Raw genomic sequence first — 22367 nt, forward strand, 5'->3', positions numbered from 1 at the left:
GTCCCCGGCCCAAGGGATCCGGCCGGGATCGCGAACCCACGGTCCGCCGGGTCCGGGAGCTACCGGCCGGCTATGGCCTTGACCGCCGCCACCACGGCGCGGGCGGCGGTGGCGATTTCCGCTTCCTTCACGGTGCGGGTGAAGCTCAGCCGCACCGCGGTGTGCGCGGTGTCCTCGTCGTACCCCATGGCCAGCAAAACGTGCGAGGGATCGGTGGACCCGGCGGCGCAGGCCGACCCGGAGGAGCACACCACCCCGCGGCGCTCGAGTTCCAGCAGCACCGTCTCGCCGCCGGTTTCGGGGAACACGAAGGAGACGATGCCGGGCACGCGGCGCTCCGGATCCCCGGTGAGCCGGGCGCGGATCCGCCCGTCGGTGTTCAGCCCGCCCAGCACGGTGTCGATGAGGTGCCTGCCGTGGCCCTGCGCGGTCCCGGTGGCGTTGGCCTCGGCGGCCAGGGACAGTGCGGTGGCGGTGGCCACGGCCCCGGCCACGTTTTCGGTCCCGGAGCGGCGTTCGCGTTCCTGCCCGCCGCCGTGGATCAACGGCTCCAGGGCCAGCTTGCCGCGGACCATCAGCAGCCCGGCGCCCTTGAGCCCGCCGATCTTGTGCCCGGAGATGCTCAGCGCATCGACATGCGCGGCAATCTCGGCCATGTCCAGCCAGCCGGCGGCCTGCACCCCGTCGCAATGCACCAGGGCCCCGACCGCGCGGGCGGCCGCTGCCGCCTCGGCGACCGGCTGGACGGTGCCGACCTCGTTGTTCACCGCCATCACCGAGACCAGCGTGGTGTCCGGGCGCAGCAGCTTGGCGAACGCGTCCAGGTCCAGGATCCCGAGGCCGTCGACCGGGGCCACGTCGAGCTCGAACCCGTGGTGCTTGACCAGGTAGGCGCAGGCCTCGGCCACGGCGGGGTGCTCGATGGCGGAATGGATGAGGTGGCGCCCGCGCGGGTTTCCGAGCGCCAGGCCCTTGATGGCCAGGTTGTTGGACTCGGTGCCGCCGGAAGTGAAGACCACGTCCCCGGTGCGCACCCCGAGCACCTTGGCCGCGGTTCCCCGGGCGTAGTCCAACGCGCGCGCGGCGGTCTGGCCCATCGAGTGGGTGCTGGAGGGATTGCCGTAGTCGCTGGTCAGCAGCGGGATAATGACGTCCAGGACGTCCTGGCGCACGGGCGTGGTGGCCGCCGCATCGAGGTAGATCACGGGGTGTCCGCCCCGCGGCCGCGATCGATGGCGATGTCCAGGCCGAGGTCCAGGGCGCGCACCGAGTGGGTCAGCGCGCCGGAGGAAATCACATCGACCCCGGTGGCGGCGATGGCCGCCACGGTCTCCAGCTTCACGTTGCCCGAGGCCTCGACCAGCGCGGCGCCGGCGATCCGGCGCACCCCGGCGGCCAGGTCCGCGACGGAGAAGTTGTCAAGCATGATGGTGTCGACCCCGGCGGCCAGCACCGCGTCGAGCTGGTCCAGCGAGTCGATTTCCACCTCGAAGTGCACGGTGTGCCCGAGGTTGGCCCGGGCGGCGCGCAGCGCGGCGGTCAGCTCGGAGCCGGTGCCCAGCAGCGCCAGGTGGTTGTCCTTGGCCATGACGGCCTCGGAGAGGTTGTCGCGGTGGTTGTGCCCGCCGCCGCAGCGCACCGCGTAGCGTTCAAGCACGCGCAGCCCCGGGGTGGTCTTGCGGGTGTCCACGATGCGCGCGTTGGTGCCCGCGGCCGCCTCCACGAAGGCCGCGGTGGCGGTGGCGATGCCGCTCAGGCGCTGGAGCAGGTTCAGCCCCACGCGTTCCCCGGCCAACAGCCCGCGGGCCGGGCCGGACACGGTGACCAGGGTGTCGCCGGTGGTGAAGGCGTCCCCGTCGGCGAGCGCCGGGCGCAGTTCCAGGGCGGGGTCGGTGAGCTTCATGGCCGCGATGAAGGTCTGAAGCCCGGCGCAGATGCCCGGTTCGCGGGCGATGACCGCGGCGGTGGCGGTGGTGCCTTCGGGGATCAGCACGTTGCCGGTCACGTCCCCGCGCGGGTTGTCCTCCTCCAGGGCGGCGAGCACGATCTTCTCGATGGCGCGGGCTGGGACCGGAAGAAGGGTGGCGGGGCGGGCCGGGGCGACTGTGGCCGTGGCGGTGCTGGTGAAGTCAGACAAGGGAGGAGATCCTTAGGTTCAGGTTCGTGGTGGCCGGCACCTGGGCGTAGCGGGGCAGGTGCCCGTTGAGCGGCTGCGGCGCCTCGGGGGCGTCGGAGCGGTAGTGCGCGCCGAGGGAGTTTTCCCGGTTCAGCGCGGCGGTGGCGATGAGTTTGGCGAGGTCAAGCAGGTTGGCCCGCTCGTGGGAGGCGCGGTCATGGGTTGTGACGCGCCAGCGTGCGAGTTGGGCCAGCGCGGTGCGCAGGCCCTGCGCGGTGCGTTCGACACCCAGGTGCGCCTGGGCCAGGGCCTGCAGCGCGGACAGTTCCATTTCCCGGCGTGCTTCGCCTCGCGCGCGCGCGTCCGCGTCGTCGGCATCCCCGGCGGCGGCGGGCTGGGTCACGATCACGTTCATGAGCGCGCTGCTGGTGTCCGCGCTGCTTGCCGCGGCGGCGCCCGGCGGGTTGGCCGGCAGGTTCGCCACGGTGCGCCAGGCGAAGACCAGGCCCTCGAGCAGCGAGTTGGAGGCCAGCCGGTTGGCGCCGTGCACCCCGGTGCAGGCGGCCTCCCCGGCGGCGTAGAGCCCGGGCAGCGTGGTGGCGCCGGTGTCGTTGGTGAGGATCCCGCCCATCCAGTAGTGGGCGGCCGGGGTGACGGGCACCGGTTCGGCGGCCAGGTCCCAGCCCAGCTTGGCCAGTTCGGCGGTGATGGACGGGAAGCGCCGGGCCAGGAACCCGGGCCCGTGGGTGGCCTCCACGCCGCGGGCATCCAGGTGAACGGTGCCGCCGTTGGCGCGCACGGCGTGGATGGCGCGGGCCACCACGTCGCGGGGCGCCAGTTCGGCATCCGGGTGGACCTTCGACATGAAGCGTTCGCCGTGGCCGTCGATGAGCACCGCGCCCTCGCCGCGCACCGCCTCGGAGACCATGAAGCCGCCCGGGGACACCAGGGTCGGGTGGAACTGGATGAATTCGGCATCGGCCAGCGCCGCGCCGGCCCGGTAGGCCAGGGCGGCCCCGTCTCCGGTGGCGCCCAACGGGTTGGTGGTCGCGGCAAAGAGCTGCCCGGCCCCGCCGGTGGCCAGCAGCACGGCCTTGGCGAAGAGGTCCTCGTGTTGCCCGTCGGGCCCGAGCACCCGCACCCCGGTGACCGTCGCGGCCGGGTCCCGCTGGGCACGGGCCAACGGGTTGGCCTCGGTGAGCAGCTCGGTGACGAAGGCGTGTTCGCGGATTACCAGCCGGCCGGCCGCCTGCTGGACGCGGCAGGCGGCGATCAGCGCGCCGGCCAGCCCCTTGCCGGTGGCGTCCCCGCCGGCGTGCAGGATCCGCGGGTGGGCGTGCGCGGCCTCCAATCCCAGGGCGAAGGCGCCGGAGGCATCGGTGTCGAAGTGCGCACCGGCCTCGATGAGCCGGGTGACGTGGCCCCAGGCGGTGGAGCACATGATCGCCACGGCATTCGCGTCGTTCAAGTGCGCCCCGGCGGTAAGCGTGTCGGCGATGTGGCTGGCGATCGAATCCCCCGCCGCGGCCCCGGCCGGACCCACGGCGCTCAATCCCCCCTGGGCGTACCAGGAGTTGGAGTCCGCCAGCGCGTCCTTGGTCAGCAGGGTGGCATCCAGCCCGCGGACCGCGGCGGTCAGCGCGGCGTAGAGCCCGGCGACCCCGGAGCCGACGACCACCAGGTCGGTGGCGTTCACGGCCGTGCCGCCAGCATCCGTTCCAGGGCGACCTTGGCGTCGGCCGCCACGTCCGCGGGCACGTCGATCCGGTTCAGCACGACCCCGTCCACCAGGGACTCGAGCACCCAGGCGAGGTAGCCCGGGTGGATGCGGTACATCGTGGAGCACGGGCAGATCACCGGGTCCAGGCAGAAGACGGTGTGCTCGGGGTGCTGCGCGGCCAGCCGGTTGACCATGTTGATCTCGGTGGCAATGCCGAAGACCGAACCGGCCGGGGCCGCGGCGACGGCCTTTTGGATGTAGTCGGTGGACCCTGCCGCATCGGCGGCGTCGACCACCGGCATCGGGCACTCGGGGTGCGCCAGGATCTGCACGCCGGGGTGCTCGGCCCGGGCGCGCTCGATCTGCGCGACGGTGAAGCGCTTGTGCACCGAGCAGAAGCCGTGCCACAGGATGACCTTGGCATCGTGCAGGGTGGCCTCGTCGGAACCGCCCAGCGGCTTGCGCGGGTTCCACATCGGCATCGCCTCCAGCGGTATGCCCATGGCCTTGGCGGTGTTGCGGCCCAGGTGCTGGTCGGGGAAGAAGAGCACGCGGCGTCCGCGCTCGAACGCCCACCGAAGCACCGTGGCGGCGTTCGAGGAGGTGCACACAATCCCGCCGTGCTTGCCGACGAAGGCCTTCAGCGCGGCGGAGGAGTTCATGTAGGTCACCGGGATGACCGGGGCCAGCCCGTCGGAGGAGTCCTCGTCCGCGTAGAGGTCCATGAGCTGTTCCCAGCACTCCTCCACGGAGGACTCGTCGGCCATGTCGGCCATCGAGCAGCCCGCGGCCAGGTTCGGCAGGATCACCGCCTGCTCCTTGGTGGAGAGAATGTCGGCGGTCTCGGCCATGAAGTGCACGCCGCAGAAGACGATGTACTTGGCCTGCTCGCGGGTCAGCGCCGCGTTGGCCAACTGGAAGGAGTCCCCCACGAAGTCGGCGAAGGCCACGACCTCGTCGCGCTGGTAGTGGTGGCCCAGGACCACCAGCTCGTCTCCCAGGGTTTCCTTGGCGGCCAGGATCCGGGCGGTCAGTTCCGCGTCGGAGGCTTCGCGGTACTCGGCCGGGATCTCGCCCTGCCGCGGGGTGTCGGCCGGGGCCACGTCCTCCTGCGAGGAGCCCGGCCCGTAGTCGGCCTCCCCGGTGTCGAAGAGCCAGGGGCCCTTGGTCAGGTCGGTGTTGCAGCTTGCTTCGGGGGAAACGAGCTTCAGGGTCTGCAGGGTGGCGTTGATGCTGCTCATGAGATGTTCTCGCTCTCAAGGGGGTGGGTGGTTGAGCCGGTGTAGCGATAGAGGCGCGGGGGGCGGTGCTTGCCGCCGGAGAGGAATTCGTCGGTTTCCTCGATGTCGGGGGTGCTGCGCAGGGTCCGGCGGAAGTTCGCCGGGTCCAGTGCCTTGTCCAGCACCGCCTCGTAGACCTCGCGGACCTGGGCGAGGGTGAAGCGCTCGCCGAGCAGGCGGTGGGCGATGGAACCGTATTCGACCTTGTTGCGCAGCCGCCAGAGTGCGTATTCGATGATGTGCCGGTGGTCGAAGGCCAGGTTGCCCAGCACCTCGGGGTCCTCCGCGCGGAACCAGGCGACGTTGGGGTCATCGAGCAGCACCGAGGTGGCGGTGTCGTGGGGGTCGTCCTCGCGGACCAGCGCCCAGTAGACGATGGAAACCACCCGGCGGGTGGGCGAGCGGTCAAGGTCCCCGAAGGCGTAGAGCTGTTCGAGGTAGCGCGGGATCAGTCCGGTGGTGTCGCGCAGGTTGTTCGCCGCGGCGTCGAGCAGCGAGTCGCGTGGCCCCAGCGGGCCGCCGGGCAGTGCCCACTGGCCGCGGAAGGGTTCGCGGGTGCGGCGCACCAGGGGCAGCCACAGGCCCTTGCGCCCGGTCCGCTCGTCGTCGCGCAGCGAGAAGATCACCGTGGACACGGCCAGTGCCGGTGGTTGTTCGCGGCGCTCGGCCACATTCGAAAACGGCAACCGATCCACCTTCCTAGTTAGTGTCATCTTGACCAGAACTAAGAATACGGCCCGGCCCTCCCGTTCACAAGCCCTGTGACGCGAAAGGTTTCCGGCATGTCGAACCACCGCCCAGACCCCTTGCGCAATGCGTTAGTGGCGACTAACGTATCTTGTGTGCCCGACGTCCTGGAAACCGCTGCCGAACCCACCCGGCGCGCCCTGCTCCACATCCTGGCCAACGGGGAACACACCGTCACCGAACTGGCCGAACGCTTCCCCGTGACCCGCTCGGCCATCTCCCAACACCTATTGCTGCTGGCAGAAGTCGGGCTGGTCACCGCCCGCAAGGACGGCCGCAACCGGTTCTACCGCCTCGACCCGTCCGGGATGGCCACACTGCGCCGATCGCTGGAGTCCTTCTGGACCTCGGAGCTCGAGCTGCTGGTCGACGAGGCCACGGGACCGCAATCATGAACACACCCCTAGGAGACTCCCATGTCCATTGAAAAATCAGTGTTCCTCCCCATCGATCCCGAGGCCGCCTTCGAGCTGGTGACCCGCCCGGACCGGCTCCGCCGCTGGCAAGTGGTCGCGGCGCGCATGGACCTGCGCGCCGGCGGCGAATACCGCTGGACCGTCACGCCGGGCCACTGGGCGGCCGGAACCATCAAGGAGGTCGACCCCGGCAAGCACCTGGTCTTCGACTGGGGCTGGGAAGGCAGCGATTCCGCGGCCTCGACCGTCACCATCACCCTGGAGCCTGCCGACGGCGGCACCCGGCTCGCCCTCATGCATGAGGGGCTGGCCGCCGGGGAAGTTGCCGGGCACACCGAGGGCTGGAACCACTTCCTCGAGCGCCTGGTCCGCCTGGCCACCGACGGAGACGCCGGGGCCGACGACTGGGCCGCGATCCCGGATCCGCTCAACGAGCTCAGCAGCGCCGAGGCAACCCTGGCCGTTGTCCAGCGGGTGCTGCACCAGCTCAAGCCCGCCGACAACGGGCTGCCGACGCCCTGCGAGAACTTCAGCGTCACGCAGCTGCTGGACCACTTGGTCGGTTCGGTGCACGGCATCGGCAAGGCGCTGGGCCTGCAGCTGCTCGACGACCCCTCCGCCCCCGCCGAGGCCCGCGTGGCCGACGCCGCGCAGGCGACGCTCGAGGCCCTCACCAGGCGCGGGCTGGAGGGCACCATCGACATGGGCTTCGCCCAGCTTCCGGCCCCGGTCGTCGCGAACATCCTGAACCTCGAGTTCCTGGTGCATGCCTGGGACCTGGCCACGGCCACCGGCCGGTCGCTGGAGGTCCACCCGGGGCTGTCCGACTACGTGCTGGGGCTCGCCCGGAACACCATCGGCCCCAAGATGCGCGGCAACAGCTTTGCCGAGGAGACCCTGGTCGACGAATCCGCCGCCAGCCTCGAACGCCTGGTGGCCTTCACCGGCCGGAACATCGCGGCCCGCTGAGGCGCGTCCGCGGCCCAAGGAGGCAAGATGGTCGATCCCAGGTGCGAGATCGTGATCCAGCGGCCGCGAGCAGTCGTGGCCGGGTATGCGGCCGATCCTTCCAACGCCCCGTCGTGGTACGCGAACATCGGCTCGGCCGACCACCGGGGCGGCCCGCCGCTGGGCGTGGGCACGCTCGCGGACTTCGGCGCCCGCTTCCTGGGGCGGGAGCTGAAATACACCTACAAGTTCACCGGCTGGGTGCCCGGCAGCAGGCTGGTCATGCGCACCGCCCAGGGCCCCTTCCCCATGAAGACCACCTACACGTGGGACGACGTGGGAACGGCAACGCGCATGGTCCTGGCCAATACCGGCGAACCCGCCGGGTTTTCGAAGGTTGCCGGATTCCTGATGGCGCCGATGATGCGCCGGGCCATGGGCAAGGACCTGCGCAAGCTCAAGGCCCTGCTCGAGGCCGGAGCAGCCGACGGCTGACCCGCGAACCGCTGCGCCCACCCAGGCTCCCCCGCCCCATTGGGTGCAGCGGCACAGTGCCGCGGACGAGAGGGGCCGCGGCACTATTTCGCCTCGGCGTGCCGGGGTGGTGCACACTGGGATGCATGATCACCGAACACGCATTGCTGCCGGTCATCGCCGGCATGGAGGACGAATTCATGGCAGCCTTCGAGCAGGCCCGCCCGTTGATTTCCGCCACCGAGGGCTTCGGCGGCCTGCAGCTGTCCCGCAGCATCGAGACGCCCAACCATTTCCTGCTGCTGGTCTCCTGGGCATCCGTCGAGGCGCACACCGTGGGCTTCCGCGGCTCGAGGAACTACGGCCACTGGAAGGCCCTGCTGCATCGCTTCTACGAGCCATTCCCGGTGGTCGAACACTTTCAGGCCGTTGAACCGGCAACCACCGCCCCGCACCCCGCCCCGCAAGGCGGCAGCGCCCCGGACACACGCCCCGCCCACGGCCCGGGCATTCGCCAAGCCCTTACGGATCTGAAAGGATCTGCCACATGGAATCCACACACGAGCACCTCGTCGAAGGCACCGCCAACGCCCTGGGCCTGACGGTTTACGAACCCGGCACCGCCTCGGCGCTGCGACCCGTCGTGCTGCTGCACGGCTTTGCCTCCTCCAGCGAGTTGAACTGGGTGAAATCCGGGTGGATCCGCTCGCTGACCGAGGCCGGCCGCAAGGTGCTGGCCGTCGATCTTCCCGGCCACGGCACCTCCCCGGCGCCCGAGGACCTGGATGCCTACACGCCCAGCCGCATGCGCGCGGATTTGCTGCAGCTGTTGATGGACCACGGGGCGAAAACCCTGTCGGACAACGACCCGCTCAGCGGCGTCGACGTGGTCGGCTATTCCCTGGGCGCGCGCCTGGCCTGGGAATTCGGGGGCACCCAGCCGCAGCTGGTCAACCGGTTGGTGCTCGGCGGGCCGGCGAGCATCGACCCGCTGGCCGCCTTCGACCTGGACGCCGCACAGCAATTCCTGGCCGACGGCACCTCGATCGCCGACGAGTCGACGGCGGATCTGCTGCGCATGTCGATGACCGTGGAATCCAACGACATGTTCTCGCTCATGAGCATGATCCAGGCCATCAAGACCGAGCCCTTCTCCCCCGAGCAGATGGTCCCCGCCATGCCCACGCTGCTGGTGGCCGGGGACGGGGACGCGCTGGCCACGACGATGCCGCGGCTGACCGAGCTGCTGGCAGCCCGCAACACCGAGAAGTCCGTGCTCTGGCTGGCCGGACGCGACCATGCCAACGCGGTGACCAGCCGGGAATTCAGAAACGCGGCCGTATCGTTCCTGGCCGACTGATCGGGAACGACGAGGGCACGGCGCCCCTGCTTCGGCATGGCCGTGGTGTTGCACGGACCAGGGCCCCGGTGTTCCACAGGACCCACGGCGGCAACGTCATCCGTCGCGCGCGGATGTCGCGGACCCATTCCTGGACCGGCCAGGGTGCATCGGCCACCGCGCGACGGCGCTTTTCATCGGGCCGTCGTAGATGGTGCCCCGAGGAAGCGGTAATCGCCCGAACCTGCATCCGGACCTAACCCCTCACGCCGAAGCAAGTCGCTGGCCGATGTTTGCCAATTCCTTCCATCTCGACAGATAACCGGTAGCGTGGGGCAAACCCAGATATCAAAGGAGCTACAGCATGGCCAACGAAGAGGTAGAAAAGGTTCTCGAGATCATCAAGGACGTGCGGATCGGCATGTTCACCACGCACGGAAGGGACGCGCTGCTTAGCCGTCCACTCACGGTTACGGAGGTGGACGGGAACGGGGACCTCTGGTTTTTCTCCACCGTTAGCTCCGAGATCGTCGGAGAGGTCAAGGCCAACCACAGCGTCAACGTCTCCTTTGCGGGCGCAAAGAAGTGGGTGTCTGTCAGCGGCCGGGCGACAGTGGTTCAGGAAGTCGAGAAGAAGCGCGAGTTGTGGAATTCGATGGTCGAGACCTTCGCCCCCGACGGTGTCGATTCACCGAACACCGTGTTGCTCCATGTCGAATCGGATTCCGCGGAGTACTGGGAAAACCCCGGCGGTGCGGCAAGTGTTGTGGCCAGCTGGGTCAAGCAAAAGGTCACCGGCAAGGGCAGCGCCCCCGGCGACTCCGCCACGGTCGAGCTCTAGCTCAGGCTCTGGCTCTGGCTCCACCAACGTGACGTGCCGGGTCCCTGGCTTTCCGGAAGCCAGGGACCCGGCACGCGTTTGCGGTGCATGATGTCGTGGCATCCCGCCGGGGACGAATCAAGCCACGGGAACACCCGCGACTGCGCGCGGTGCGACGCTACGCCTCGTACCCATGGTCCCGGCATTGCGGGGGTTTGTCCCCTGCTGCTTCCCCGGGCGCCGAGGTCTGCTCGACCTCCGGCTCGAAACCTGATTTCTTGGCCGTGGGATATTCTCATGTCCAGCGATTTCGAATTCAGCTTCCAGGTTTGGTCGTTGCCGACCCGGTGTGCCTGGCCGGACCATCGTAGATGCCTGAGCGTTCCAGATCTTTCGGCCGTAGGTTCAACGGGTCGGCTTCGGCTTCACGGTCTCTGGCATCCTGCTCGGGTTCGCCGTGTTGCGGCACGGCGCAGCGGCGTTGTCCCGCATCGGGCACCGAGACCAAGCCAACGCCGGTTTTTCGGTCCGATTGCGAGATGGTTGGGTATACCTGCGTCGAAGTGGTCCTGGCCCTCTGGCGGCGCCTCCAATCCAGTACCGTCCGCTTCAGGATCGACAGCGGGCGCGGCCAAGCTCGGACTGCCCCGGTCGCGACCCGACCCCGGACCGGATGCGCCGATAGTCGGAACATTGCCGATCCCCGACCCGGCTTCCGCCTCGTCAGGAAATTGGGCGCTGAAGCATTCGGGGCCCCGGAACGGGTCGACCATTCCCGGCTTCGCCGGACCGTTGGGGGTCCCCATGGGACTACCCATCGGTATGTGATCCCAAGACGACCTCGGAATAATCGTCCGCATGTTCGGTACCGGCGTTTTGTGGTGTGGTTGGAATGTCGTTCCTCCTTGGTTGCCGGGGAACCCCCGGAATTCCTCAGTGACGTGATCAGCGCGGTCTTTGTCCGGTCCTGGCTCCGGTAGCCACTCCAGCCGTTTCTGCCGCCCGGCCTGTGCGGAGCTCTACGACTTGCGGCAGGCTTCCGATTCGCCGCCGTGTTCCTCACGCTGCTGGGCCATCGCCGCCATGCCGGGCACTGCGTGTGCCCTGCGGCGGCGACATGGCGTGCCGAACCCCGTCACGGAGCGTCTCGAGTGGTAGCGAATCCGAAGGGATCGGCCGGGCATGTTGCTTCCTTTCACGTTGGCCCCGCCCGCTGCCCGGTCTGCCCTGCGCCGGGGAATGGGCGGTCGCACCCCGCGGATTCTTCCTGGGGTTGCAAAAAGCTATCCGAGACCGAACTTCTGACCATATCCTGACAGAACACCACACTTCCCGATACATAGGCGGAAGGCGCCCACCTGCCAGCGCCCTGACGAAGGAGATAGCTTTCCATGCGGATGCGTACATGATCCGAGCCCTCCCCGCAGACGACCGCCTTCGGATCGCGGTCCTGGCGCACTTGCACCACCCGGTGGTCCCGCCATTTGCCGGCGGCATGGAATCCCACACCGCCCATCTGGTCGACGGACTCGCTGCTCGCGGACATGATGTCACGCTCTTTGCAAAACAGGGCAGCGAAGCCACATGCCGGGTCGAACCCGTGCTCGCGCGTTCCTATGCGGTGGACGGCTACCCCGACAGCGATGGGCGCGACCGGCAACACCTCGTCCTCGATAGCGCCATGGCCCGGGCCGTCAGGCGTATCCGCGGAGAACGATTTGATGCAGTGTTGAATAATTCCCTCAGCCCCGTACCCCACCGGGAACTCGCCGGGGTACCGACCTTGCATGTCCTGCACACCCCGGTCTTGCCCCGCCTGGCCGAGATATTCGGTGCCCCGGGCTGGAGTCCGGACTCGGCGCACCGCCACGTCACCGTCTCGCATGCCAACGCCAGCGCCTGGCGCCAATGGTTGCCTGAGGTCGACGTGGTCCACAACGGCATCACGCTGGATAGCTGGCGGGCCGGTGCTGGCCCACTGCGCGGCACCGCTGCTTGGACCGGGCGCATCACGCCGGAAAAGGGTACCCACTTGGCCATCGCCGCTGCCCGTGCAACCAACATGAAGCTGAAGATCGCCGGCCCGATCCAGGACCGAGACTACTTCAGTGCATTGGTCGAACCGGAACTGGACGCAGACATCATCTATCTCGGGCATCTGGATCAAGGGGAACTGGGCGCCATGATTGCGTCGGCCCAGGTGTTCATTTCCTCGCCATTGTGGGAGGAACCCTTTGGACTCACCACCCTGGAGGCGATCGCTTGCGGCACCCCGGTTGCCGCGCTTCCGTTCGGCGCGATGACCGAAATCATCAACAGGCACTCCGGTGTCCTTGCCACGGGCCCCGACGCCGGATCCCTGGCCAGGGCCGTCCTCGGGGCCCGGGAACTGGACCGTGGGAAGGTACGCGCCAGTGTGCGCTCTTTTTCGTTGGACTCGATGATCGACGCTTATGAAGGGCACTTGCGTTCAGTTGTGCCCATGCCGCAATGCACCCCGGGGCGGCTCTCGTGAAGTACAAGGTCTCTTACTACGCCCACCACCATGGCACCGGGCACTTGCGTCATGCACAGCGCCTGGCGGAACTGGGCGGAATGGAATTGCAGGTCGCCAGCACCGGCGAGCGCCGGCTTGATCTGTTGTCAGGGGACCTGGAATACGTGGCATTGCCCGCGGATGCAGGTCCTCTGCAGAAGCACGGAAAGATGCGTTCCGGGGACGCCCTGCACTATGCCCCGGTCGGGCCTGGCATCCAACGGCGCTTCACCATGTTGAACCAGGCCTGGGCGCGGTTTGCCCCGGACGTGGTCATGGTGGATGTCTCCGTGGAAGTCGCCTTGTTTGCCAGGCTCAGCGGCTACCCCGTAGCCTTCCGGCGAATGCCAGGGGACCGCACCGACCCTGCGCATCGACTTGCCTATGAGGTCTCCGACGGAATCTTTGGGTATTTTCCGGCAGCTCTCGAGGACCCCGCCCACTTAAGGGACTTCGGCGAGAAGAGCCACTACCTGGGCGCGCCGGGATCCATGCCTGCGCCAACGGTTCCCCGTGCCGCTCGATCCCGCCGCCGTCGCGTGGTGGTGCAGACATCGCTGGCGTCCTCGATTCCGCTGCGGCAGTTGGCGGACGCGGCTGCCGCATCCAGTGGTTGGCAATGGGAGGTTGCCGGTGCGGTGGACCAGGACGGGACCCCGCTGCCGCCTAACCTCCGACTGCACGGGGTCCTGTCCGATCCGACTCGGACGATGAGCGAAGCGGACTTGGTCATTAGCTCGGCGGGCCACAACGCAGTCGTGGCAGCCGCCGCGAGCGGGCGCCCGGTGCTGTTGGTCCCCGAGGACCGGCCCCACGGCGAGCAACTTCATTTTGCCCGGGCGCTTGAGGAGAAAGCGGGAGTACCGGTACTCGGATCATGGGAGACCACCGTCGATTGGCCGGATCTGCTGGAACGGGCGGTCGGCACGGATCCCGCGACATTGGCCAGCACCTTGTTGGTCACCCCCTCATGCTTCTCCGAGGCGTTGGAGTCGATGCTCGCCGCTTGCCTCGAAACGGCAGGGACATGATCCAGGATTCAGTAGGGATCGTTGCTGCGGGTTGCCGCGACTTCCGCTGTGGTCGGCATCCGCTGGACCCCGATCCCGGAGCCGGCGGGGTCCCACTGAATCAATCCCCTCTCGGCAAATGCTCCCAACCAGCCTTCCATGGGCCAGGTGCCCCAACGTGCGTAAAACTTTCGGGCATTGGCAATGATGGCCTCGAAGTGGTTCAACGGCGGCTTGTGCACCCCGTGGTGCTGGTGGAACAGCGGTTCGGGCACAAATCTCACGGGTACCAGGCGCTCGCGCGCCTTGAAGGCGAAATCGGTGTCCTCGGCACCGTAACCGGAATAGCCCTCGTCAAATCCGCCCAAGTGGAAAAATTGCTCGGACTCGATGGAAAAGCCCAGCGACCAGAACATCTCGTGGCGCCAGCCGGTCCCGCTCGCCGCCAGGTCCCACCGGGCATGGTGCGGGACGGAAGCGGCAAGCAATGCTGCATCATCGTCACCGGCACCGTCGCGGAGCGCAGCCGTAAGATACCGGGGGGTCGCCATGGCCAGCGCCGGTCCCGCGTCGATGGCATCGAGCAGTGCTGTGAACAGCGTGGCCGACGGGATGCAGTCCACGTCCAGGAACACCAGATTCGGGCCAGCCGCCGCACGTGCGGCCGTGTTGCGGGCCCGTGCCAGCGGCAGGCCCGCTTCGCCCGGACGCGAGGAAACATGGTGGATGCGCAACGGCACGCAGCACGAAACAGGGGCCGGATTCGGCTCATTCATGTAGACGAGGACCACTTCGCCAGGGAGCTCGGCCGAGCGTTCCACGCCAGCCAGCAGGTTGCGCAAGTGTCCTGCCCTCCCGTGGGCGATCACGAGAACCGAAAAGCTCCGAGATTCCATCCATCCTCCTCCACTTCCCGCGGTCGTGCCGGGAAGGCACCGGCTGCCGTCCGCCGTACTGCACCAGCATACGTCCACGTCCAATGGGCCCTCGGGCACCCCGCCCATGTTCGCCAACTCCCGGGAGGAATACTTGAACCGCGCACGCATCACCGGACCTGTCAGGGTCGCATCCATCCCGAGTAACCAGATCTATATTCGCCATCTTGAGGACCCAGAGGCCTCGGCCTCGCCGCAGGTGCTCCGGCTGCCCGATCCTCCGCCCGAAACCGGCGTGCGATCCGTTCAATCCGGGTGGTGGCCTCCTGCCATGCTTTCGGCCGACTGGGTGCGGGCCAACCATGACGCCTTTGACTTGATGCACATTCATTTCGGCTTTGACGCTGCAACCCCGGCACGGCTGCGTGACCTGGTCTCCGAGTTGCGCCGCCTCAGCAAGCCCCTAGTTTACACGGTGCACGATCTCGTCAACCCGCACCAGCCCGACCCAGCCGCGCACCTGGAGCTGCTCGATGTGCTGATTCCGGCGGCGGACAAGCTGATCACGCTGACCGAGGCCGCGGCGGCGGAGATCCGCCGGCGCTGGGCCGTCGATGCCCAGGTGCTCCCGCATCCGCACGTCGTGGACTGCGCGTCCATGGAACGGATCCGTGCCGCACGCCAACGGCGGGCCGAAACACGGCCCGCCGGGTCTATGAAGCGGATCGGCGTGCACTTCAAGGGCTTGCGGCCCAACATGGACACGGGAATCCTTGATCCACTGGCGCGAGTCGTGGGGAAGATCCCCTCCGCCGGGCTCCAGGTCAATATCCACGCGCAGCCCCTGGATCCGGGCCACGCCGAATACCGGCCGGCGCTGGCGAATAAGTTGCACGCCGGCGCGAAGTCGGGACTCTGGGAGCTGCAGACCCACGAGTACTTCAGCGAGCCGGAGCTCTTCGCCTACCTCGCATCGCTGGATGCCTGTGTCCTGCCTTACCGCTTCGGCACCCACTCGGGCTGGCTCGAAGCGGCACTGGACGTGGGCACGCCCGTCGCGGTGCCCGACTGCGGGCACTATTCCGGCCAAGATGCCTCGGTTGCCACGTTCCGGCTGGCCCCCGGCGGGGTGGATGAAGATTCGCTTCTTGAGGCGGTCCGGACATTGTTGCTGCGTCGGGGACTGCCGGGACTTGACGCGGCGGGGCGCCGCAGGCAGCGCCTCGGGATCGCGCGGGCCCACCGCGAAATCTACGAAACGCTCGTCGCCGGTATCCCTCCGGCGCGATGAATCCCCATGGTGCCGCCGACCGGGGAAGGCTGGGTCCGCAGGCCCCTGCCCCACCCGGGTGGACGTCGTCGACGGGGCGGGAACCGCCACGGGCCTTCCGCGTTCGCGCGGTGTATCCGCTTTTCCTCCGCCCGACCGGGCGGGACCGACCGTCTCGCGCTACACGTGTTGACAATCGCGGAGATCTCCATCACACTAGATCGTATACGATTTCATACACAACAGGAGGAAACCGTGAGCAGCGACGCCACCACCACCGAACCGGTGCAGGTCGACCAGTCCATCTTCGAGGCGGCCGGCAAGGTTCTTGCTGTACATCTTTCCTACTCCTCGCGTGCCGCCCAGCGCGGCCGCACCCCGGCCTTCCCGTCCTACTTCATGAAGGCTTCCTCCTCACTGGCAGCCTCCGGGTCCACCGTCGAGCGTCCTGCCGGCACCGAGCTGCTCGCCTTCGAGGGCGAGATCGCGCTGGTCATCGGCACCGATGCGCGCCGCGTCTCGGTCGAGGACGCCTGGTCCCACGTCGGGTCCGTGACCGCCTCCAACGACCTGGGCGTGTACGACATGAAGTACGCCGACAAGGGATCGAACATCCGCTCCAAGTCCGGCGACGGCTACACCCCGATGGGCCCGGTGCTGCTTCCTGCGGCGGCCGTGAACCCGGCGGCCCTGCGCATCCGCACCTGGGTCAACGGCGAGCTCGCCCAGGACGCCACGACCGAAGAACTCATCTTCTCCTTCGCGCAGATCGTCGCGGACCTCTCCCAGCAGATGACGCTGAAGGCAGGGGACGTGATCCTCACCGGCACCCCGGCCGGATCCTCCGTGATCGTCCCGGGCGACCTGGTCGAGGTGCAGGTCGACGACGAGGCCGCCGGCCTGTCCACCGGGCGCCTGGCCACCACCGTCGTGGAAGGCACCGCCGACTTCGCGGCCTTCGGCAACCAGCCCAAGATCACCGACGCGGACCGCATCGACGCCTTCGGCACCGCCGCCGGCGCGGGCATCGAGCTGCCGGTCACCGGCAAGCAGGCGCTGACCGACGACGTCAAGGAAAAGCTCATGTCGGTGGCCACCGCCACCATCTCCGGCGCCCTGCGCAAGCGCGGGCTGAACAACGTCTCGGTCGACGGTCTGCAGGCCACCAAGGGCATGAGGAAGGTCATCGGCACCGCCCGCACGCTGCGCTACGTACCGAACCGCGAGGACCTCTTCAAGACCCACGGCGGCGGCTACAACGCGCAGAAGCGCGTCATCGACGACATCGGCCCGGGCGAGATACTGGTCATGGAGGCCCGCGGCGAGAAGGGCTCCGGCACCCTGGGCGACATCCTGGCCATGCGCACCCAGGTGGCCGGCGCCGAGGCCATCATCACCGACGGCGGGGTCCGCGACCTGGACGCCGTCGCGGCCCTGGACATCCCCACCTTCCACAACGGGGCGCACCCGGCGGTCCTGGGGCGCAAGCACGTGCCGTGGGACACCGACGTGGCCGTGGGCTGCGGAGGGACCACCATCGTGCCCGGGGACATCGTGATCGCCGACGCCGACGGCATCCTGGTCATCCCGCCGCACCTGGCCGCCGAGATCGCCGAGGAGGTCGTCGAATCCGAACGCCAGGACACCTTCGTCTTCCTGAACGTGTCCAAGGGCAGCAAGATCGAGGGCCTGTTCCCGATGAACGCGTCCTGGAAGGCCAAGTACAACCAGTGGGTCGCCGACGGCGAACCGGAAATCTAGGCCGGCGATGGCCCCGAGCAAGTCAGAGTCGGCCTACCGGCTGCTGCACGAGAAGATCACCGAGGGAACCTTCACCCCCGGCTACCGGCTGGTGCTGGGCGCCATCGCCGCCGAGCTTGGCTGTTCGGTGGTCCCGGTCCGCGAGGCCATCCGCCGCCTGGAGGCCGAGGGCCTGGTGACCTTCGAACGCAACGTCGGGGCCATGGTGGCCGCGGCCGACATGACGCTCTACCTGCACACCATGCAGACCCTGGCGATCATCGAGGGCGCAGCCACCGCGCTGAGCGCCCCGTTCATCGACGCCGACCAGCTGGCCGCGGCCCGGTCCATCAACCAGGCCATGGCCGACCTGTTGGTCGACTTCGATGCGGTGCGCTTCACCGAACTGAACAACGAATTCCACCAGGTGCTCTACCGCAATTGCCCCAACCCGCACATCCTGGAACTGGTGCAGCGCGGCTGGAACCGCCTGGCCGCGATGCGCTCCTCCTCCTTCACCCACATCCCGGGCCGCGCCCGGGAATCGGTGAAGGAACATGCAAACCTGCTGGATTTGATCGAGGCCAATGCCCCGGCCGCGCAGATCGAGCAGGCGGCCCGGGCCCACCGGACCACCACCCTGAACGCCTACCTCGCGGCGGCCAACCTCCCGGCCTCCCCGCTCTAGCACTTCCGCAGCACACCACCTTCCCCCGCAATCCCCCACAAGGAGCCAGTAAATGAGCAAGCACTTCGTTCCCGAGAACCTTCCCACGACCATCCAGCACTACATCGGCGGCAAGTTCGTCGACTCCATCGGCGGGGAGACCTTCGAGGTCCTGGACCCGGTGACCAACACGACCTACGCCACGGCAGCCGCCGGCCAGAAGGCCGACATCGATGCAGCCGTCAACGCGGCCACCGAGGCGTTCAAGAACGGCCCGTGGCCGACCATGAGCCCCCGGGCCCGTGCCAAGGTGCTGTACAAGATCGCCGACGCCGTCGTCGCCCAGGAAGACCGCCTGGCCGAGATGGAAACCTTCGACACCGGCCTGCCGATCACCCAGGCCCGCGGCCAGGCGCAGCGCGCCGCGGAGAACTTCCGCTTCTTCGCCGACCTCATCGTCGCCCAGCACGACACCGCGTTGAAGGTCCCCGGATCGCAGCTGAACTACGTGAACCGCAAGCCGATCGGCGTCGCCGGGTTGATCACCCCGTGGAACACCCCGTTCATGCTCGAGTCCTGGAAGCTCGCCCCGTCCATCGCCTCCGGCTGCACCGTGGTGCTCAAGCCGGCCGAGTTCACCCCGCTGTCCGCCTCGTTGTGGGCCACCATCTTCGAGGAGGCCGGCCTGCCGGCCGGCGTCTTCAACCTGGTCAACGGCATCGGCGAGGAAGCCGGCGACGCGCTGGTCAAGCACCCGGACGTGCCGCTGATTTCCTTCACCGGGGAGTCCTCCACCGGCCAGCTGATCTTCCGCAACTGCGCCGAGAACCTCAAGGGCATGAGCATGGAGCTGGGCGGCAAGTCCCCGGCCATCGTCTTCGCCGACGCGGACTTCGACGCGGCCATCGACTCGACCCTCTTCGGCGTCTTCTCGCTGAACGGCGAGCGCTGCACCGCCGGAAGCCGCATCCTGGTCGAACGCCCGATCTACGAGAAGTTCATCGAGGCCTACGCCGCGCGTGCCAAGAACATCAAGGTCGGGGACCCGCACGATCCCGAAACCCAGGTCGGCGCGCTGGTCCACCCCGAGCACTACGACAAGGTCATGAGCTACGTGGAGATCGGCAAGACCGAGGCCCGCGTCGTGGCCGGCGGCGGCCGCCCGGAGAACCTGCCCGAGGGCCAGGAAAACGGCTCCTACGTCGCCCCGACCGTGTTCGTGGACGTCGCCCCGGACGCCCGGATCTTCCAGGAGGAGATCTTCGGCCCCGTCGTGGCGATCACCCCGTTCGACACCGACGAGGAGGCCCTGGCCCTGGCCAACAACACCAAGTACGGGCTGGCCGCCTACGTGTGGACCAACGACCTCAAGCGCGCGCACAACTTCGCGCAGGATGTCGAGGCCGGCATGGTCTGGCTCAACAGCCACAACGTGCGCGACCTGCGCAGCCCGTTCGGTGGCGTGAAGGCCTCGGGCCTGGGCCACGAGGGCGGCTACCGCTCGATCGACTTCTACACCGACCAGCAGGCCGTGCACATCACCCTCGGTGAGGTCCACACCCCCAAGTTCGGCGCCTAGGCACTTCCACAACTTTCCAGCTTTATTCGCGAAGGAGCGAACCCGTCATGACCAAGACCCCAGCAAACCCCATTCCCACCCCCTCGGTTCCGGCCCCGGACATCCTGCGCTGCGCCTACGCCGAACTCGTCGTCACCGACCTGGCCGCATCGCGCAAGTTCTACGTCGATGTGCTGGGACTGCACGTCACCGAGGAAGACGAGAACCAGATCTACCTGCGCTCCTTCGAGGAGTTCATCCACCACAACCTGGTGCTGACCCAGGGACCGGTCGCCGCACTGAAGGCCATGGCCTTCCGCGTGCGCTCCAACGCCGACGTGGATGCCGCCGAGGCGTACTACAAGGAACTGGGCTGCCGCACCGAACGCCGCACCGAGGGCTTCGTGAAGGGCATCGGCGATTCGGTCCGCGTCGAGGACCCGATGGGCTTCCCGTACGAGTTCTTCTTCGAGACCGACCACGTCGAGCGCCTGCACCAGCGCTACGACATCTACTCGGCCGGCGAGCTGGTCCGCCTGGACCACTTCAACCAGGTCGTCCCTGACGTCCCGCGCGGCCGCGCCTACCTGGAGGACCTGGGCTTCCGGGTCACCGAGGACATCCAGGACGAGGAGGGCACCACCTACGCCGCCTGGATGCACCGCAAGGGCACCGTGCACGACACCGCCCTGACCGGCGGCGACGGACCGCGCCTGCACCACGTGGCATTCTCCACCCACGAGAAGCACAACATCATCCAGATCTGCGACAAGATGGGCGCGCTGCGCATGTCCGACCGCATCGAGCGCGGACCGGGCCGCCACGGCGTCTCCAACGCGTTCTACCTCTACATCCTGGACCCCGATGACCACCGCATCGAGATCTACACCCAGGACTACTACACCGGGGACCCGGACAACCCGGTGATCACCTGGGACGTGCACGACAACCAGCGCCGCGACTGGTGGGGCAACCCCGTGGTCCCGTCCTGGTACACCGAGGCCTCCCTGGTCCTGGACCTGGACGGCAACCCGCAGGAAGTCATCAAGCGCACCGATTCCTCGGAGATGGCTGTGACCGTGGGGGCCGACGGCTTCTCCTACACCCGCGCACCGGGCGACGCGCTGACCGGCGACCCGGGCGAGGAAGTCGGCTTCAAGATGGGCCACCAGCTCTAGCCGGCACCCGGCAACCCGCCGCATAACCGGACCTTCGCGTCCGATCGGGGGCCGGCGTGCATGCACCATCCTGGCGATGGGGCGTGCGCGCCGGCCCCTTTGGCGTTCGAAGGATCCCGCCGCTGTCCGGGCGGCCGATTGGGTGGATCTTGAGGAATGGGAAAGCCTCGGTAGGAGTCCTGGTGGACCGGTGGTCAGCTCGTAGACTGTCGGCCTATGACGACTTCAGGCTTAGGCCGATCCCACGAGATCCGAATTCAGCTTCAGCATCCGGAACGGTTCTGGTTCGCCCGCGTGTCGGAGATGCCCTGGTTCGTGGACCCTGACGAGGCAGACGGAGGTCAACGCCATGCGGATCGTGACACCATCCGCTGGGGTGCCGTGGGGGAAATAATCCAAGAGCTAGGTGGAAAGCTGGCCCGTCAAGAGTTCCATAGGCAAGATGACGAGGACGAAGGCCAATTTGAGCTGGTTGCCGATGACAGGTTGGAGCTGAGCGAGGTTGAACGCAAGATCGTCACGTCTTGGTTTAGCGACGCCGAAGCCTCTCAAGGAGATCCATGGCTGGATAACCTGGTCAATGGTCGGCATCGTCTGTCAGGCGTCTGGAAAACCGATCCCAATGCAACTCTGCCAATCCTTTCTGATCATCTGATGTACGAAGACTCGATAGACGTGATGGGCGAGGAATTTGAGCAAGGGCTCTTTCTCTCCTCGAAAATCGGGCTACTGAAGATCTCTGAAGAAGCACCTGTCAGGGCACGCTCGATCCACTATTTCGAGCGGCTTGAGCACCATGCAAGGCAGGCTCCCACGACTCCCGAGGCTGAGCTTCAAATCGAACTGGAACTCCTAGAGACCGGGTATTTGGACGTTGACCCTATCGAGCATGAACCAGAAGTGTCGGAAAGCCGCAAGGCGGGCTTTTTCCAACGCTTCTTCGGCCGGGGATAGCAGCCGGCTAGTGCAGCACCCGGTGGCGCATGAAGACCATGCCGTTGGCGAAGCGGCGTTCCTCGAGCAGTTCCAGCGGTTGGCGGATCCCATCGGGGAACATCGGCTTCCCTCCCCCGACGAGCATCGGGGCCACATAGACCTGGCACTCGTCGATGAGCCCCGCGCGCCACGCCTCGGCCGCGATCGTCGCGCCGGAGACGTTCAGGTCCTTTGCCGCGCTTTCCTTCAAGGCCCGCACCGAACCGGCATCGAAGCTGCGCTCGATCCGCGTGCGCTTCGTGCTTGCCGCTTCAAGGGTGCGCGAGAAGACGACCTTGTCGGCGGCCTGCCAGAGCCTGGCGAATTCCGCGTCCCCGGGCGACCCGGCGGCATAGCCGGGGTCGGTTTCCCAGCCGGCCATCATTTCGTACATGGTGCGCCCGTAAAGGTAGGTGCCCACGTCGCGCTCTTTGGCGTTGATGAAGTCCATGACCTCTTCGCCCGGGTAGGCCCAGCCGAAGTCCCCCGTTGTGTCGGCGACGTAGCCATCCAGCGAGGCGAGGTATGCGTAGATCAGCTTGGCCATGGTGCTACCCTTCCCGAGCGCCCCGGGTGTCCCCGAACGGCGGACGGGGGTCCTGCGGCGCATCGGGTTCAGGCTACTCCCCGCCGGCCGTGAAGTCACCGGCGGACCGCGGCGGGGCAACCAGTCCCGCACGCGGACAGCGCGATGCGCC

21 protein-coding genes are annotated in these 22367 nt (G+C 67.8%); 14 read left to right on the forward strand and 7 right to left on the reverse strand.

Features of this window, described 5'->3' with window-relative positions; genetic code table 11:
- Positions 1–59: 59 nt before the first annotated feature.
- Genes FPY90_RS05950 through FPY90_RS05970 form a run of 5 tightly spaced genes read right to left on the reverse strand, consistent with a single transcriptional unit; the run spans position 60 to position 5802 of the window.
- Complete coding sequence (locus tag FPY90_RS05950; RefSeq protein ID WP_498684450.1) at positions 60–1205, reverse strand: cysteine desulfurase family protein; 1146 nt, start codon at positions 1203–1205, stop codon at positions 60–62.
- On the reverse strand, positions 1202–2137 hold the full coding sequence (nadC, locus tag FPY90_RS05955; RefSeq protein ID WP_498684451.1) for a carboxylating nicotinate-nucleotide diphosphorylase: 936 nt from the start codon (positions 2135–2137) through the stop codon (positions 1202–1204). Before nadC ends, FPY90_RS05950 begins: the two co-directional genes overlap by 4 nt.
- Positions 2130–3812, reverse strand: coding sequence for an L-aspartate oxidase (gene nadB, locus FPY90_RS05960; protein WP_498684454.1), 1683 nt, complete (start codon positions 3810–3812; stop codon positions 2130–2132). The genes nadC and nadB overlap by 8 nt, the downstream gene beginning before the upstream one ends.
- Complete coding sequence (gene nadA, locus FPY90_RS05965; protein ID WP_498684458.1) at positions 3809–5077, reverse strand: quinolinate synthase NadA; 1269 nt, start codon at positions 5075–5077, stop codon at positions 3809–3811. Before nadA ends, nadB begins: the two co-directional genes overlap by 4 nt.
- The gene (locus FPY90_RS05970) at positions 5074–5802 is read right to left on the reverse strand and encodes an NUDIX hydrolase (protein ID WP_286135742.1); all 729 of its coding nucleotides are present in this window, start codon (positions 5800–5802) and stop codon (positions 5074–5076) included. The genes nadA and FPY90_RS05970 overlap by 4 nt, the downstream gene beginning before the upstream one ends.
- Before the next feature lie 156 nt (positions 5803–5958).
- Here FPY90_RS05970 and FPY90_RS05975 point away from each other — a divergent pair, with 156 nt between their 5' ends.
- From FPY90_RS05975 to FPY90_RS06010, 8 genes are all read left to right on the forward strand, one after another.
- Positions 5959–6258: an ArsR/SmtB family transcription factor gene (locus FPY90_RS05975; RefSeq protein ID WP_071216629.1), complete on the forward strand. Its 300-nt coding sequence runs from the start codon at positions 5959–5961 to the stop codon at positions 6256–6258.
- 21 nt (positions 6259–6279) lie between these two features.
- The gene (locus FPY90_RS05980; protein WP_498684461.1) at positions 6280–7248 is read left to right on the forward strand and encodes a TIGR03086 family metal-binding protein; all 969 of its coding nucleotides are present in this window, start codon (positions 6280–6282) and stop codon (positions 7246–7248) included.
- Positions 7249–7275: 27 nt separating this feature from the next.
- On the forward strand, positions 7276–7722 hold the full coding sequence (locus FPY90_RS05985) for an SRPBCC family protein (protein ID WP_498684462.1): 447 nt from the start codon (positions 7276–7278) through the stop codon (positions 7720–7722).
- A gap of 125 nt (positions 7723–7847) precedes the next feature.
- Positions 7848–8303, forward strand: coding sequence for an antibiotic biosynthesis monooxygenase family protein (locus FPY90_RS05990; protein ID WP_498684463.1), 456 nt, complete (start codon positions 7848–7850; stop codon positions 8301–8303).
- On the forward strand, positions 8249–9061 hold the full coding sequence (locus FPY90_RS05995) for an alpha/beta fold hydrolase (protein ID WP_498684464.1): 813 nt from the start codon (positions 8249–8251) through the stop codon (positions 9059–9061). Before FPY90_RS05990 ends, FPY90_RS05995 begins: the two co-directional genes overlap by 55 nt.
- A gap of 343 nt (positions 9062–9404) precedes the next feature.
- Positions 9405–9881: a pyridoxamine 5'-phosphate oxidase family protein gene (locus tag FPY90_RS06000; RefSeq protein WP_071216634.1), complete on the forward strand. Its 477-nt coding sequence runs from the start codon at positions 9405–9407 to the stop codon at positions 9879–9881.
- 1384 nt (positions 9882–11265) lie between these two features.
- Positions 11266–12375: a glycosyltransferase gene (locus FPY90_RS06005; RefSeq protein ID WP_498684466.1), complete on the forward strand. Its 1110-nt coding sequence runs from the start codon at positions 11266–11268 to the stop codon at positions 12373–12375.
- The gene (locus FPY90_RS06010; protein WP_175475555.1) at positions 12372–13427 is read left to right on the forward strand and encodes a glycosyltransferase; all 1056 of its coding nucleotides are present in this window, start codon (positions 12372–12374) and stop codon (positions 13425–13427) included. The genes FPY90_RS06005 and FPY90_RS06010 overlap by 4 nt, the downstream gene beginning before the upstream one ends.
- An 8-nt stretch (positions 13428–13435) precedes the next feature.
- Here FPY90_RS06010 and FPY90_RS06015 read toward each other — a convergent pair whose 3' ends face one another.
- Complete coding sequence (locus tag FPY90_RS06015; protein WP_498684468.1) at positions 13436–14302, reverse strand: glycosyltransferase family 2 protein; 867 nt, start codon at positions 14300–14302, stop codon at positions 13436–13438.
- 106 nt (positions 14303–14408) lie between these two features.
- On the opposite strand from FPY90_RS06015, the gene FPY90_RS06020 reads away from it, so the two are divergent.
- The 6 genes from FPY90_RS06020 (at position 14409) to FPY90_RS06045 (ending at position 21648) form a co-directional block, all read left to right on the forward strand.
- Positions 14409–15572, forward strand: coding sequence for a glycosyltransferase (locus FPY90_RS06020; RefSeq protein ID WP_498684470.1), 1164 nt, complete (start codon positions 14409–14411; stop codon positions 15570–15572).
- Between the two features lie 234 nt (positions 15573–15806).
- Entirely contained in the window at positions 15807–17312 is a 1506-nt protein-coding gene (locus tag FPY90_RS06025; RefSeq protein ID WP_498684472.1) for a fumarylacetoacetate hydrolase family protein, read from the forward strand.
- A 7-nt stretch (positions 17313–17319) separates the two neighbouring features.
- Entirely contained in the window at positions 17320–17979 is a 660-nt protein-coding gene (locus FPY90_RS06030; protein WP_071216640.1) for a GntR family transcriptional regulator, read from the forward strand.
- Between the two features lie 52 nt (positions 17980–18031).
- Positions 18032–19537, forward strand: coding sequence for a 5-carboxymethyl-2-hydroxymuconate semialdehyde dehydrogenase (hpaE, locus tag FPY90_RS06035; RefSeq protein ID WP_498684474.1), 1506 nt, complete (start codon positions 18032–18034; stop codon positions 19535–19537).
- Positions 19538–19584: 47 nt separating this feature from the next.
- On the forward strand, positions 19585–20694 hold the full coding sequence (hpaD, locus tag FPY90_RS06040; RefSeq protein WP_498684476.1) for a 3,4-dihydroxyphenylacetate 2,3-dioxygenase: 1110 nt from the start codon (positions 19585–19587) through the stop codon (positions 20692–20694).
- Positions 20695–20910: 216 nt separating this feature from the next.
- Positions 20911–21648: a hypothetical protein gene (locus FPY90_RS06045; RefSeq protein WP_498684478.1), complete on the forward strand. Its 738-nt coding sequence runs from the start codon at positions 20911–20913 to the stop codon at positions 21646–21648.
- A 7-nt stretch (positions 21649–21655) separates the two neighbouring features.
- Here FPY90_RS06045 and FPY90_RS06050 read toward each other — a convergent pair whose 3' ends face one another.
- Positions 21656–22216 (reverse strand): dihydrofolate reductase family protein, encoded by a 561-nt coding sequence (locus FPY90_RS06050; protein ID WP_071216644.1) that lies wholly within the window; start codon positions 22214–22216, stop codon positions 21656–21658.
- Between the last annotated feature and the right edge of the window lie 151 nt (positions 22217–22367).

Origin of the sequence: Arthrobacter sp. C2, assembly GCA_024207135.1 — a bacterium.
Taxonomy (GTDB): Bacteria; Actinomycetota; Actinomycetes; order Actinomycetales; family Micrococcaceae; genus Paeniglutamicibacter.

Coding starts and splice junctions, on each gene's coding strand:
- nadA (WP_498684458.1), bottom strand. CDS start 5,077: ATGAGCAGCATCAACGCCACCCTGCAGACCCTGAAGCTCGTTTCCCCC.
- FPY90_RS05980 (WP_498684461.1), top strand. CDS start 6,280: ATGTCCATTGAAAAATCAGTGTTCCTCCCCATCGATCCCGAGGCCGCC.
- FPY90_RS05985 (WP_498684462.1), top strand. CDS start 7,276: ATGGTCGATCCCAGGTGCGAGATCGTGATCCAGCGGCCGCGAGCAGTC.
- FPY90_RS05990 (WP_498684463.1), top strand. CDS start 7,848: ATGATCACCGAACACGCATTGCTGCCGGTCATCGCCGGCATGGAGGAC.
- FPY90_RS05995 (WP_498684464.1), top strand. CDS start 8,249: ATGGAATCCACACACGAGCACCTCGTCGAAGGCACCGCCAACGCCCTG.
- FPY90_RS06000 (WP_071216634.1), top strand. CDS start 9,405: ATGGCCAACGAAGAGGTAGAAAAGGTTCTCGAGATCATCAAGGACGTG.
- FPY90_RS06005 (WP_498684466.1), top strand. CDS start 11,266: ATGATCCGAGCCCTCCCCGCAGACGACCGCCTTCGGATCGCGGTCCTG.
- FPY90_RS06015 (WP_498684468.1), bottom strand. CDS start 14,302: ATGGAATCTCGGAGCTTTTCGGTTCTCGTGATCGCCCACGGGAGGGCA.
- FPY90_RS06020 (WP_498684470.1), top strand. CDS start 14,409: ATGTTCGCCAACTCCCGGGAGGAATACTTGAACCGCGCACGCATCACC.
- FPY90_RS06030 (WP_071216640.1), top strand. CDS start 17,320: ATGGCCCCGAGCAAGTCAGAGTCGGCCTACCGGCTGCTGCACGAGAAG.
- hpaE (WP_498684474.1), top strand. CDS start 18,032: ATGAGCAAGCACTTCGTTCCCGAGAACCTTCCCACGACCATCCAGCAC.
- hpaD (WP_498684476.1), top strand. CDS start 19,585: ATGACCAAGACCCCAGCAAACCCCATTCCCACCCCCTCGGTTCCGGCC.
- FPY90_RS06045 (WP_498684478.1), top strand. CDS start 20,911: ATGACGACTTCAGGCTTAGGCCGATCCCACGAGATCCGAATTCAGCTT.
- FPY90_RS06050 (WP_071216644.1), bottom strand. CDS start 22,216: ATGGCCAAGCTGATCTACGCATACCTCGCCTCGCTGGATGGCTACGTC.